Source organism: Geodermatophilus sp. YIM 151500 (assembly GCF_025716945.1).
Taxonomy (GTDB): Bacteria; Actinomycetota; Actinomycetes; order Mycobacteriales; family Geodermatophilaceae; genus YIM-151500.
Map to the genome: position 1 here is coordinate 455466 of NZ_JAOVZT010000001.1, position 12705 is coordinate 468170.

General features: G+C 77.1%; 13 protein-coding genes. 6 read left to right on the forward strand and 7 right to left on the reverse strand.

Going from position 1 to position 12705, the window contains the following annotated elements; all coding sequences use genetic code 11:
* The first annotated feature begins 8 nt into the window (after nucleotides 1-8).
* Both cydC and OF117_RS02060 read left to right on the forward strand, forming a co-directional pair.
* Nucleotides 9-3410 carry a thiol reductant ABC exporter subunit CydC gene (gene cydC / locus OF117_RS02055; protein WP_263551124.1) on the forward strand — a complete coding sequence of 1134 codons (3402 nt, stop codon included), beginning with the start codon at nucleotides 9-11 and terminating at the stop codon, nucleotides 3408-3410.
* Nucleotides 3411-3478: 68 nt separating this feature from the next.
* Nucleotides 3479-4090: a dihydrofolate reductase family protein gene (locus OF117_RS02060; RefSeq protein ID WP_263551125.1), complete on the forward strand. Its 612-nt coding sequence runs from the start codon at nucleotides 3479-3481 to the stop codon at nucleotides 4088-4090.
* 40 nt (nucleotides 4091-4130) lie between these two features.
* On the opposite strand, the gene OF117_RS02065 is transcribed toward OF117_RS02060, so the two are convergent.
* On the reverse strand, nucleotides 4131-4769 hold the full coding sequence (locus tag OF117_RS02065) for a hypothetical protein (RefSeq protein ID WP_263551126.1): 639 nt from the start codon (nucleotides 4767-4769) through the stop codon (nucleotides 4131-4133).
* A gap of 18 nt (nucleotides 4770-4787) precedes the next feature.
* On the opposite strand from OF117_RS02065, the gene OF117_RS02070 reads away from it, so the two are divergent.
* Nucleotides 4788-5066: a hypothetical protein gene (locus OF117_RS02070; RefSeq protein WP_263551127.1), complete on the forward strand. Its 279-nt coding sequence runs from the start codon at nucleotides 4788-4790 to the stop codon at nucleotides 5064-5066.
* Nucleotides 5063-6364, forward strand: coding sequence for a PP2C family protein-serine/threonine phosphatase (locus OF117_RS02075; protein ID WP_263551128.1), 1302 nt, complete (start codon nucleotides 5063-5065; stop codon nucleotides 6362-6364). Before OF117_RS02070 ends, OF117_RS02075 begins: the two co-directional genes overlap by 4 nt.
* A gap of 11 nt (nucleotides 6365-6375) precedes the next feature.
* Here OF117_RS02075 and rraA read toward each other — a convergent pair whose 3' ends face one another.
* Genes rraA through OF117_RS02100 form a run of 5 tightly spaced genes read right to left on the reverse strand, consistent with a single transcriptional unit; the run spans nucleotide 6376 to nucleotide 10184 of the window.
* Nucleotides 6376-6861: a ribonuclease E activity regulator RraA gene (gene rraA, locus OF117_RS02080; RefSeq protein ID WP_263551129.1), complete on the reverse strand. Its 486-nt coding sequence runs from the start codon at nucleotides 6859-6861 to the stop codon at nucleotides 6376-6378.
* A gap of 29 nt (nucleotides 6862-6890) precedes the next feature.
* Nucleotides 6891-7982: an isocitrate/isopropylmalate dehydrogenase family protein gene (locus tag OF117_RS02085; protein WP_263551130.1), complete on the reverse strand. Its 1092-nt coding sequence runs from the start codon at nucleotides 7980-7982 to the stop codon at nucleotides 6891-6893.
* A gap of 20 nt (nucleotides 7983-8002) precedes the next feature.
* Nucleotides 8003-9415, reverse strand: a complete 1413-nt coding sequence (locus tag OF117_RS02090) for an NAD-dependent succinate-semialdehyde dehydrogenase (RefSeq protein WP_263551131.1) — start codon at nucleotides 9413-9415, stop codon at nucleotides 8003-8005.
* Nucleotides 9412-9876 (reverse strand): cupin domain-containing protein, encoded by a 465-nt coding sequence (locus OF117_RS02095; protein ID WP_263551132.1) that lies wholly within the window; start codon nucleotides 9874-9876, stop codon nucleotides 9412-9414. The genes OF117_RS02090 and OF117_RS02095 overlap by 4 nt, the downstream gene beginning before the upstream one ends.
* Complete coding sequence (locus OF117_RS02100) at nucleotides 9873-10184, reverse strand: putative quinol monooxygenase (RefSeq protein WP_263551133.1); 312 nt, start codon at nucleotides 10182-10184, stop codon at nucleotides 9873-9875. The genes OF117_RS02095 and OF117_RS02100 overlap by 4 nt, the downstream gene beginning before the upstream one ends.
* Before the next feature lie 76 nt (nucleotides 10185-10260).
* Here OF117_RS02100 and OF117_RS02105 point away from each other — a divergent pair, with 76 nt between their 5' ends.
* Complete coding sequence (locus OF117_RS02105; protein WP_263551134.1) at nucleotides 10261-11319, forward strand: Ldh family oxidoreductase; 1059 nt, start codon at nucleotides 10261-10263, stop codon at nucleotides 11317-11319.
* Nucleotides 11316-12005, forward strand: coding sequence for a GntR family transcriptional regulator (locus tag OF117_RS02110; protein ID WP_263551135.1), 690 nt, complete (start codon nucleotides 11316-11318; stop codon nucleotides 12003-12005). The genes OF117_RS02105 and OF117_RS02110 overlap by 4 nt, the downstream gene beginning before the upstream one ends.
* A 126-nt stretch (nucleotides 12006-12131) precedes the next feature.
* Here OF117_RS02110 and OF117_RS02115 read toward each other — a convergent pair whose 3' ends face one another.
* Nucleotides 12132-12527 carry a universal stress protein gene (locus OF117_RS02115; RefSeq protein WP_263551136.1) on the reverse strand — a complete coding sequence of 132 codons (396 nt, stop codon included), beginning with the start codon at nucleotides 12525-12527 and terminating at the stop codon, nucleotides 12132-12134.
* Nucleotides 12528-12705 lie beyond the last annotated feature (178 nt).

The following is a 12705-nucleotide window of genomic DNA, read 5'->3' on the forward strand; positions in this document are numbered from 1 at the left end:
ACATGGCCATGTCCCACGGGCGGGGGCGGGGTCCGCTGGGGGCGCTGGCGGGCGTGCCGGGCCTGACCGGCGCGCTCGTCCGGGCCGCGCTCGCCGCGCTGGCGCAGACCGCCGGGCTGGTCGCGCTGGCCGCGGGCCTCGCGCACGCGATCGCCCGGGCCGCCGGAGCAGCCGACGCGTCACCGGCTGCCCCGCTGGCCGTCGCCGCCGCCGGCGTCGCCGTCCGGGCGGCCGCCACCGCGGTCGGCTCGTCGCTGGCCGCCCGCGACGCCCGCCGCGCCGAGGACGCCCTGCGGACGGCGCTGCTCGACCGGCTGGCCGCCTCGCCGGCCGCGGTGGCCGTGGCCGGCGGACCGGGTCCGGCGGCGGTGCTGGTGACCCGGCGGCTGCACGACCTCGGCCCCGCGCTCGCCGGGACGCTGCCCGCGATGGCGGCGGCCGCCGTCGTCCCGCCCGTGCTGCTGCTGGTGCTGGCCGCCACCGATCTGCTGTCCGCCGTGCTGGTGGGGCTCACCCTGCCGCTGGTCCCGCTGTTCATGGTGCTGGTCGGCCGGTTCACCCAGGACTCGACGGCGACGGCCGCCCGCGCGCTGGACCGCATCGCCGAGCACGTCGCCGAGCTCGTGCGCGGGCTGCCCGTGCTCGTCGGCCTGGGCCGCGCCGCAGACCAGGTGGCGGCGCTGGCCCGGCTCGGCGCCGCGCACCGCGAGCGGACCCTGGCGACGCTGCGGATCGCCTTCCTCTCCGCACTGGTGCTGGAGCTCATCGCCACGCTGTCGGTCGCGCTCGTCGCGGTCACGGTCGGGCTGCGGCTGGTCGAGGGCGGGCTCGGCCTGGCCGTCGGGCTCTGCGCGCTGCTGCTCGCGCCCGAAGCGTTCGCGCCGCTGCGGGCGCTGGGCGCGGCGCACCACGCCGCCGAGGACGCCGCGCTCGCCGCCGCGGAGGCGCGGCGGGTGCTCGCCGCGGCACCGACCGGGCCGCCGGTCCCCGGTCCGGGAGCGGACGGCGCGGACGACGACCCGCGCGGCGCCGACCCGCGCGGCGCCGACCTGGCCGTCGCCGGGCTCACCGTGCGCCACCCGGGCCGCGCCGTCCGGGCGCTCCCCCCGACCAGCCTGGTCGCCCGCCCCGGCGAGCTGGTCGCCGTCACCGGGCCGAGCGGCTCGGGCAAGTCGACGCTGCTGGCCGCGCTGGTCGGCGTCCTGCCCCCGGACGCGGCCGTCGAGGGGGCGGTCCTCGGCGTCCGCCCGGGCGAGGTCGCGTTCGTGCCGCAGTTCCCGCGCACCACCGGCGCCACGGTGGCCGACGAGCTGCGCCGGCACGCGGCCTCGGCGTCCGGCGTCGACGAGGTCGTCGACGAGGCGTCCGTGGTGACCGCGCTCGTCGAGGCGGGGGCCGGGGAGCTGGCGGAGCAGGCCTGCACCACCCTGTCGCCGGGCGAGCTGCAGAGGGTGGCGCTCGCCCGGGCGCTGGTCCGGGTGCACCGTGGCGCCCGGCTGCTGCTGCTCGACGAGCCGACCGCGCACCTCGACGAGGACGCCACCGGACGGGTCGCCGCGGTGCTCGCCGGTCTGCACGGCCGGGTGACCACCGTGCTGGTCAGCCACGACCCGCGGCTGACCGCGCGCGCCGACCGGAGGGTGCGGCTCGCGGGCCTCCCCCCGGCGACCGCCCCCGCCGGAGCCATCGCGCCCGCGGCCGACGACGACCGGATCGCCGGCGCGGCGCTGCCGCCCGCGGTCGCCGACGCCCCGGAGGCGGGGGCCGGGGTCCCGGCGGACGGTCGCCCGGTCCGGACGGCGATGCGGCGGGCGGTGCTCGCCGGCATGCTGTCCGCGGGTGCGGGCGTCGCGCTGACCGCGCTGTCGGGCTGGCTGATCGTGCGGGCGGCGGAGATGCCGCCGGTGCTGACCCTGCTGGTCGCCATCGTCGGCGTGCGCGCTGCCGGCCTCGGCCGCGCCGGGCTGCGCTGGGCCGAGCGGCTGGCCGCCCACGACGCCGCGCTGCGCCTCGCCGACGCGACCCGCGTCGACGTCTGGCGGGCGCTGGCCGCGCAGGGCCTGGCCGCCGACCGCACGCCGGGCGCCGCCCTGGCCCGCGTGGTGGGTGACATCGGGCTGCTCCAGGACCTGACCGTGCGGGTCCGCCCGCCGGTGCGCGTCGCCGCGGCCGTCGGCGCAGGCACGGTCGGCGCCCTGGCGCCGGTCGACCCCGCCGCCGCGGCCGCGGTCGCCGCCGTGCTGGCGGCCACGGTCGGCCTGGTGCTGCTGGTGCACCGCCGGGTCGACGCCGGCGCCGCCCGCGCCGAGGCCGCGCTGCGGGTGGCCGCGCTGCGCGACGTGGGCACCGTGCTCGAGGGTGCGGCCGACCTGCGCGCGCACGGGCTGTCCGGTCGGGCGGCCGCCCGGCTGGCCGGTGCGGGCGCCGAGCAGGCGCGGGCGGTCCGCCCGGCGCAGCGGGCGGCCGCGGCCGGCGCCGGGCTGGTCGCGCTCGGCACCGGGCTGGCCGCGGTGCTGGCCACCGCGGTCGGCGTGGCCGGCGGTCTGGACGGCCCCGCGGTCGCCGTCGTCGGGCTCGCCCCGCTCGCGCTGGCCGAGCCGATGGGCGGGCTGGTCGGCGCGCTCCAGCGGCGCGGCACGCTCGCCGACGCGCGGGCGCGGCTGGACGCCGTCCGGACGGCGCCGGTCCCCGCGGAGCCCGGCTCCCCCGTGCCCGCGCCCGCACCGGTGCGCGAGCTGACCGTCCGCGGGCTGCGGGCCGGCTGGCCGGGCGGCCCCGACGTGCTCACCGGCCTCGACGCCCGGGCCGCCGCCGGGGAGGGCTGGCTGGTCGTGCGCGGCCGCTCGGGCTCGGGCAAGTCGACCCTGCTCGCCGTCCTGCTGGGCGCCCTCCGGCCGCGCGCCGGGCGGTACGCGCTGGACGGCGTGCCGGCCGACCGCCTGCCCACCGCCGACCTGCGCACCCGGCTGGCCTGGCTGCCCCAGGAGGCGCACGTCTTCGCCTCCTCGCTGCGGGCCAACCTGGCGCTGGCCGCGCCGCGCGGCGGGCTCGCGGGGGCGGACGGCGAGCGGCGGATGCGGGCCGCGCTGGCGGCCACCGGCCTGGCCGACCTGCTGGCCACGCTCCCCGCGGGCCTGGACACCCCGGTCGGCGCGGGCGGCACGGCGCTGTCCGGCGGCGAGCGGCGGCGGCTGGCCGCGGCGCGGGCGCTGCTCGCCGAGCGCGACGCCGTCCTCCTCGACGAGCCCACCGCGCACCTGGACCCGCCGACCGCGGCCGCCCTGGTGCGGGACCTGCGCCGGGCGCTGGCCGGGCGGGTCGTCGTCTGCGTCACCCACGACGACGCCCTGGCCGCGCCCGGCGACACCGTCGTGCGCCTCGGCGAGCCCGCCGCCGCCCTGGCGGCCTGACCGCCCGGCTCGGCCGGTCCGTGCGCGACGCCGCCCGTTCCGTCACCCCGCTGCGGCACAGTGCCGGCATGGACGCCTCCTTCACCGGCCACGTGTTCCTCGGCATGAGCGTCGACGGGTTCATCGCCCGCCCCGACGGCGACCTCTCCTTCCTCTTCGGCGACGGCGAGGGCACCGGAGACGCGCCCGCCGCCCCGGGCGGCGGCGGCGGTTCGGACGGCGGTCCCGACGGCGGCTCCGACGGCGAGCCCGAGGACGACTTCGGGTTCGGCGCCTTCCTCGACGGGATCGACGCCCTGCTGATGGGTCGCAGCACCTACGACTTCATCGCCGGTGAGCGCGAGTGGCCCTACCGGGGCAAGCCGCTGCACGTGCTGAGCACCACGCTCGAGGACGGGGCCGATGCGCGGGTGGCCGGCGTGCACCGCTCGCTCGCCGAGGCGGTCGCCGCGCTGGACGCCGCGGGCCACCGGGACGTGTACGTCGACGGCGGGCGCACCGTGCACGACGCGATCGCCGCCGGTCTGATCGGCACGCTGACGCTGTCCCGCGTGCCGGTGCTCGTCGGCGAGGGGCACACGCCGTTCGGGCGGCTGCCGGCCGACGTCCGGCTGGCGCACGTGCGCACGCGGACCTTCCCCGGCGGGATGGTGCAGTCGACCTACCGGGTGCGCCGCTGACGCCGGCCGCCCGGCGCCGCGGCCCCGGGTGCGACGGCGCTCACCGCGGCGGCACCTCGACCGGGACCTCCGGGCCCCGGGTCGCCCCCTGCCGGAGGGGCAGGTCGTCGCCGGACCAGAAGCTCCCCGGGTCGTACCAGTTCCGCGGCCGGTCGTCGGGCAGCAGCCCCATCGCCGTGTAGGTCGCGGCCACGAGCTCGGCGCAGTACACGGCCTCGGTCGTGGTCCGGCGCCGGAGGCGGCCGCTGACCCAGCCGCGGGCCAGGTGCCGGGTGGTCGGGAAGGGCCGGCCGTCGAACCGGGCGATGGTGCGCAGCACGGCGTCCTCCATCTCCGGCGTCACGCCGCCGTCGTCGGCGGGCCCGACCAGCTGGCGCAGCCAGGCCCGCTGCCCGTACCGGTGCGCCCAGGTGCGGACGGCGTCGCGCAGGTCGTGCAGCTGGACCCCGCGCTGCCGGGTGCCGGTCCAGACGTCGGGAATCGATCTGCCCAGCTCGGCGTGCCAGAGCAGCGGCGGCAGGTCCTCGAGCGCGACGGCCATGCCGACGTGGTTGACCGGGGCGTTCGTGACCGCCCGGATGGCCCGGTCGGCGATCGACGCGCCGCGGAACACCCACACGTCACCGGTGCGGGTCAGCTCGACGGCCTCGTCGAGCGGCAGCGCGCGGATCGGTGGCACGGCGCTACGTTACGGACCGTGCGCCTCTGGAAGCTGCTGGGACTGGCCGGGCTGGCCGGCGTCGCCGCGACCGGCGCGGTGCTCGCCCGCGACGAGCGGCAGCGCCGCGCCTGCACCGCCGACGAGGTCCGGGCCCGGCTGCGCCAGCGGGCCGCGGCGCTGGCCGAGCACCCGGGCGGACCGGAGACCCCGGCCACCCCGGCCGAGCTGGTCGCCGGCCGGCGGCACCGCCTGGCCCGCCTCCTCCGGCGGCGCCGCGGTGTCCGGCGCGCCCCGCTGATCATGGCTCTCCCGTGACCTCCGGTCCCGACGGCGAGCGGACGACCACCGCGGGCTTCTCCGAGCCCGCCCGCACCCGCGAGGAGAACCTCGGCGAGCGCCTGCTCGGGTCGCTGCTCGACCGGGCTCACCTGATCCCACCGCGGCTCGTGGGCCCGCTCGTGGCGCAGGAGCTGACCGCCTCCGGCGCCCGCGACGTGGCCATCTGGCTGCAGGACTACGACCAGCGGATGCTGCGACCCGTGCCCGGCCGCGGGCTGGCCGGCGAGTCGCTGGCGATCGACGACAGCCTCCCCGGCGAGGCCTTCGTCACCGACGACCGGGTCGAGGAGCCGCTGCCTGACGGGTCGGTCCGCCTGTACCTGCCGATGCTCGACGGGTCCGACCGCGTCGGTGTCCTCGGGCTGACCCTGCCGGCGCTGGACGACGTCGACCGCCGCATCGCGCAGCGCGCCGCCGGGCTGGTCGCCGACCTGGTCGTCACCAAGTCGATGTACACGGACACGTTCGCGCAGATCCGCACCAACCAGCCGATGACGGTGGCCGCCCAGCTGCAGTGGCAGACGCTGCCGCCGCTGGCGATGACCACACCCGACATCGACCTCGCCGGCGCGGTCGAGCCGGCGTACGAGGTGGGCGGCGACGGCTTCGACTACGCGCTCGACGAGCACGTGCTGCACCTCGCCGTCCTCGACGCCATGGGGCACGGCCTGGAGGCCGCGTCGATGGCGACCGTCGTGACCGCCGCGTACCGGCACGGCCGCCGCGTCGGCCGGTCGCTGACCGAGCTGTACGCGGAGATGGACGAGGTGGTCGCCCGGGCCTTCCCCGGCCGCTTCGCGACCGCGCAGTTCGCGCGGCTGGACTCCGAGACCGGCGAGCTGAGCTGGGTGAACGCCGGCCACCCGCCGGCGCTGTGGCTGCGCGACCGCAAGGTGGTCGGCGAGCTGCTGGGCCGGCCGACCCGGCCGGTGGGCTTCGGCGGCGCGACGCCGAGGGTCCACCGCGTGCAGCTGGAGCCCGGCGACCTGCTGCTGTTCTTCACCGACGGCGTGGTCGAGGAGCGGATCGGGCACGGCGAGCAGTTCGGGGAGGCCCGGCTGCGCGAGGCGCTGGAGAAGACCGCGGCCGAGCAGCGGTCGGCGGCGGAGACGGTCCGCCGGCTGTCGCACGCGCTGGTCGACGCCCGGCGGGGCCGCACCAGCGATGACGCCTCGCTGCTGCTGGTGCAGTGGAAGGGCCCGCCGCGCGACGACGAGCTGGCCCGTGACGTGCCGGAGTCCCGCCCCACCGGCGACGGCGGCCTGCGGAGCTGACCGGCGCCCGGTCAGGTGCCGCCCGGCGCCTCCGGCAGGACGACGACGCCGTCGCGGTCGGCGCACAGCCACTCGCCCTCGCGGAACAGCACGCCGGCGAACAGCACCGGGATGCCGGCCTGGCCGGAGTGCAACCCGCGCTCGCTCCGCCGCGGGTGCAGGGCGAGCGCCCGGATGCCGATGGGCTGGGCGTCGAGCTCGTCGACGTCCCGGGCGCACCCGTTGATGACGACGCCCGCCCAGCCGTTCTGCGCGGCCGCGACCGCGAGGTTGCCGCCGAACAGGCCACAACGCAGCGAGCCGCCGCCGTCGACGACGAGGACCCGCCCCTCGCCGGGCGTCTGCACGGCCTCGCGCACCAGGGTGTTGTCCTCGAACACCTTCAGCGTCGCGATCGACCCGCTGAACGACCCCCGGCCACCCGCGGACAGGAACACCGGATCGCAGACCTGCGCCTCGGGGTGGGTGTCGCACAGGTCGGTGGTGGAGAACGTCATGGCGGGGCTCGCTTCCGGTCGCGGGGAGGTCATCGGGAGGGTCCGTCGGAGATGCACCGCACCACGGCGGCGGTGAACTCGCCGGTCGAGGCCGTGCCGCCCAGGTCGCGCGTGCTGGCGCCGCCGCGCACCGCCGCCCGGACGCCGCCCTCGACCCGTACCGCGGCGTCCGTCATGCGGGCATCGCCGTGCCGCGTGCCGAGCCAGTCGAGCAGCATCCCGGCCGAGAGCATCATCGCGACCGGGTTGGCCAGCTCCTTCCCGGCGATGTCCGGGGCCGACCCGTGGGCGGCCTGTGCCATCGCGCGGTCGTCCGACGCGTTGAGGGACGGCGCGATGCCGAGCGACCCGGCCAGCTCACCGGCCATGTCGGACAGGATGTCGCCGAACATGTTCTCGGTCACGAGGACGTCGAAAGCGGCCGCCCGGCGCAGCAGGTGCACCGTCATCGCGTCGATGTGGAAGTCGTCGACCTCGACGTCGGGGTAGCCCTGCGCCACCTCGAGGCACACCCGCGCGAACAACCCGGAACTGAGCCGCAGCACGTTGGCCTTGTGCACGATCGTCACCTTGTTCCGCCGGCGCCGGGCCAGCTCGAACGCGGTGCGCGCGATCCGCTCGACGGCCGGGCGGGTGAAGATCCCCATCGCGACGGCGACGTCCGGCGTCGGCATGAACTCGCCGGTGCCGGCGTAGGTGCTGCGGTCGGCGTAGAAGCCCTGGGTGTTCTCCCGGACGATCACCAGGTCCGTGTCGGGCGCGATCGCCTTCCCGCCCTCGAAGCCCCGCGCCGGCCGGATGTTCGCGTACAGGTCGAAGTGCTTGCGGATGGCGCCGCTCGGGTTGAGCTGCGACCGGAACGGCTCGGGATAGGCCGCGCTGTCGTGCGGCCCGAGCAGCCAGCCGTCCAGCTCGTCCAGTGCGGCCATCGTGGCGTCCGGGATGGCGCTGCCGTGCGTCTCGATGGCCGCGGCGCCCAGGGGTAGCTCCCGCCACTCGACGGGGTCGGCGCCGGCCGCGGCGAGGGCGGCGTCGACGACCCGCACGGACGCCGGGACGATCTCCGGACCGATGCCGTCGCCGAGCATCACGCCGAGGCGGTAGCGGGAGGTGCTCGTCACGTCTCTCCTCACGGGTCGGGTCACTCGCTCACGGGGGCGGCGCCGGCGGGCTCGTCCAGCACCCACCAGGTGCGGACGTCGACGAACTCGCGGATCCCGGCGGCGGCCAGCTCCCGGCCGTAGCCGCTGGCCCGCGTCCCGCCGAACGGCATGCGCGGGTCGGAGGCGACGATCGCGTTGACGAACGCCGCGCCGGAGCGGATCCGCCGGGCCACGGCGACGCCGCGGTCGGGGTCCGCCGTCCAGACGCTGGCGCCGAGGCCGAACCGGGTGTCGTTGGCGATGCGCACCGCGTCGTCCTCCCCGTCGGCGACGACCACGGCGGCGACCGGGCCGAACACCTCCTCGTCGTAGGCAGGCATCCCCGCGCGGACACCGGCCAGCACGGTGGGCGCGTAGAAGCAGCCCGGCCCCGGCAGCAGCCGGCCGCCGGTCAGCAGCCGGGCGCCGGCCGCGACCGAGGCCTCCACCTGGCGGTGCACGCCATCGCGCAGATCGGCGCGGGCCATCGGCCCGACGTGCGTGCCGGTCGCCTCGGGATCGCCGACGACCAGGCCCTCGACCTCCGCGACGAGCAGCCGGGTGAACTCCTCGGCCACCGTCGCGTCGACGACCAGCCGCTTCGGCGAGATGCAGCTCTGCCCGGCGTTCAGCAGCCGGCCGCGCGCGGCCAGGGCGGCCACCCGCGGCAGGTCGGCGTCCGCCAGGACGACGAACGGATCGGAGCCGCCGAGCTCGAGCACGGACTTCTTGATCGCGCCGCCGGCGGCCGCGCCGACCGCCCGGCCGGCCCGCTCGCTGCCGGTGATGGTGACCGCCCCGACCCGCGGGTCGGCGATCAGCCGCTGCGTGACGGCGGGGACGTCGGCCTCGGCGACGACCAGTGCGCGGAACAGGCCCTCGGGCGCACCCGCCGCGGTGATCACCCGTTGCACGGCCAGCGCGCAGCCGGTCGTGTTCGGCGAGTGCTTGAGCAGCCCGCCGTTGCCGGCCATGAGCGCCGGCGCGGCGAACCGCAGCACCTGCCAGAGCGGGAAGTTCCACGGCATGACGGCGAGCACCACGCCGACGGGTTCGTAGGAGATCCAGCTGCGGTCGGCGGAGGTAGCCACAGGCTCGTCGGCGACGAAGGCCGCCGCGTTGTCGGCGTAGAAGTCGCAGGTGGTCGCGCACTTCTCCACCTCGGCGCGCGCCTCGGCGAGCGGCTTGCCCATCTCGCGGGTGATCAGCAGGGCGAGGTCGTCGCTCTCGTCGCGGAGGATCGCGGCGACCCGGTGGAGCGCGACGGCGCGCTGCCCGATCGGCCGCGCGGCCCAGGCCCGCTGAGCCTCGTCGGCGCCGCGCACGGCTGCGTCGATCTCGGTGTCGGTGAGCGTGGCGTACTCGGCGAGCTGCTCACCGGTCGCCGGGTTGGAGGTGACGAGCGTGGTCATGCCGGGGTCGCTCCATCGCTCGGGCGCGCGGGTCCAGCGCCGCGATCGGCCTCCGACAGGTGCTCGAACGTCTCCCCCGTGGCGGTGATCGTGCGGGTGACGTCGCGCCCGCCGTAGACCCAGTAGATGGTCATCGAGCCCTCGCCGCGGTTGCGGAAGCAGTGCGGCACGCCCGCCGGCACCCAGGTGGCCTGGCCGGCGACGAGCTCGAACTCGTCGTCGCCGACGACCGCCGTGGCCTCGCCCTCGTGGACGAGCACCGACTCCTCGACGTTGTGCGAGTGCAGCGGGATGCCGGTGCCGGGTGCGAAGACCGTCATGCCGGTGGTCACCCGGTTGTGCTCGCAGTTCCACTTGCCGACGAACGGGATGGTGACGACGCCGCTGCCGCGGTCGAACCGCTGGATCTCCTCCGGCCGCAGCACCATGGACGGCGCGGCCGGCTGCCGCGGGGCGCTCACGGCCGGGCCCGGTCGGTGCCGGCGGCGATCAGCGTCCCGCGGGTGTTCACCTGCGACGCGAGCACCCGGTCGGCCACCCGCCGCCACGCGGCGAAGTGCGGCGCCCGCTTGTGCGCCTCGAACGCCTCGGCGTCGTCGTAGAGCTCGTGGAGCACGAAGCGGGTGCCGTCCCCCTCCACGGCGCACACGTCGAACCGGTGGCACCCCGGCTCGTCGCGGACCGACGCCTCCGCGTTCGTGGTGATCGCTGCGAGGAACTCCTCGCGGCCCTCCGGCCGCACCTCCAACTGCACTGTCAGGCTGAACACCACTCGTCCTTCCGTCGCCGCGGGCTTGTATGCAATCATGTATACAACACCGGGACGGCGGAGGGAAGGCACCACGATGGACGAGCAGCGCTACGACACGGAGGGCCTGCGGGACTTCGGCACCCGTGTGCTCGAGGCCCTCGGCGTGCCGTCGGGGGACGCCGTCCTGGTCGCCGACAGCCTCGTCCAGGCCGATCTGTGGGGGCACGGGTCGCACGGCGTGCTGCGGCTCCCGTGGTACACCGCGCGCCTCCGCAGCGGTGCGATGACGGCCGCGACCGACCCGGCCGTGCTGGCCGACACCGGCCCCCTCGTGCTGCTCGACGGCCGGGACGGCGTCGGGCAGGTGCTCACCGAGCGGGCCCGCGTCCTGGCCGTCGAGCGGGCGCGCCGGCACGGCGTCGGCGCGGTCGGCGTCCGGAACTCCAACCACTTCGGGACGGCGATGTGGTTCACCCGCCGCGCCGCACGCGACGGCGTCGTCGCCGTCCTGACCACCAACGCGAGCCCGGCGATGGCCCCGTGGGGTGGCCGGCGCAAGGTGCTCGGCACCAACCCGTGGTCGATCGCCGCACCGGCGCCCGGTGGCCGGGTGGTCGCGGTCGACATCGCGAACACCGCCGTGGCCCGCGGCAAGATCTACCTCGCCAGGAACCGCGGCGAGCCGATCCCCGCCGGCTGGGCGCTCACCGCCGACGGCGCGCCGACGACCGATCCCGCCGAGGGTGTGCTCGGCGTCGTCCTGCCCATGGCCGGGCACAAGGGCTACGCGATCACGTTCCTCATGGATGTGCTGTCGGGTGCGCTCACCGGCAGCGGGGTGGGCACCGAGGTGCACGGGCCGTACGAGCCGGAGGCGCGCAGCCGCGCCGGCCACCTGTTCCTGGCGATCGACCCGGCGGCCCTCGGGGACCCGGCGGAGTACGAGGCGCGCGTGCAACGACTGATCGACGAGGTGAAGGACGTGCCGCTGGCCCAGGGCTTCGACGAGGTCTTCTACCCGGGAGAGGTCGAGGACCGGGCCGAGGCGGCGAACCGGGCCGCGGGCGGCGTCGCCCTCGCCGCGGCGTCCGTGGCCGAGCTGCACCGGCTCGGCGAGGAGACCGGGGTGCCGTTCAGGGACGTGCGGCCGTGACCGGCCCGAGCAAGGCCGACCAGGTGCACGCGCAGCTCAAGGAGCAGATCGAGCTCGGCGAGCTGGCGCCCGGCGCCCCGCTGTCCGAGCTCTCCCTCGTGGCCCGTACGGGGGCCTCCCGGACCCCGGTCCGCGAGGCGCTGCGGCGGCTGGCCGCCGAGGGGCTCGTCGACCTGGCGCCCCGGCTGGGGGCGCGGGTGTCGCGGGTGTCCGCCCAGAGCGTGCGCGACCTGTTCGAGTTCCGGCAGCTGCTCGAGCCGGCGGCGATCCGCTCGGCGACCGAGCGGGCGGCGGCCGATCCGGCGGTGCGGCAGGACTTCGCCGACATGCGGGCCGGCTTCGCCCGCATCCAGGCGCGGACGCCGTCGCAGGAGCGGTCGCGCGCGTTCTACGAGCTGGCCGACCGCTTCGACTGGGCGATCATCGACGCGACGCGCAACGAGCACCTGCGGCGGGCGATCGCCGACCTCCGGCCGCACACCGCCCGGCTGCGGAACCTCTCGCACCTGGACCCGCAGCGGACCGACGTCTCGGTCACCGAGCACCTCGCGATCTGCGACGCGCTGCTGGCCGGGGACGGCGACGCGGCGGCGTCCCGGATCGCGGGGCACCTGACGGAGAGCCTGCGGACCATCTTCCGCAACCTCGCCGGCTCGCCGTCGGACGGCCTGGAGCTGCTCGGCTGAAGAAGGACCACCCTTCCCCCCACGCCTTGCACGCTCGGCGCGGGCCCCTGCACGCTCGGCGCGGGCCCCTGCACGTTCGGCGAGGACCCTTGCACGTTCGGCGCGGACCCCTCGGTGGGGAGAGCGTCAGTAGGTGGCCTTGACGGCGAGCACGGGGCAGTGCGCGTCGAGCAGGATGCGCTGCGCCTGGCTGCCGGTGATCAGCTTGCCGGTCGGCGTGCGGCGGCGGATGCCGATGACCAGCACGCTGGCCTTGACGCGGTCGGCGACGTCCACCAGCTCCTCGGCCGCCTCGTGGCGGCCGACCTGCTGCTCGAATTCGTGCACGACACCGCTGGTCGCGAGCCGCTCGCGCACCGCGGCGACCTCGGCGTCCGAGGCGAAGCGGCTGTCGACGAGGGAGTCGCCGCGCGAGGTGTTGACGACGTGCAGCGGCTCGCTGCGGCGCTGGGCCTCGGCGATGGCAGCGGTGAGCGCGGCCTCGCCCTCGGGGGTGGGGACGTAGCCCACGACGACGGTCATGCCCGCACTGTCGCGCACGCCACAGCGCCCGGTCAGCCTTGCGGTGCTAACGGACGTTTCGTTCCTTGCGTCCCCGCTCCGCCCCACCCAGGGCATAGGAAGCTATGCCCCGGGTGACGACCCCCGGCACAGGGGGCATAGGAAGCTATGCCCCGGGTGACGACCCCCGGCACAGGGG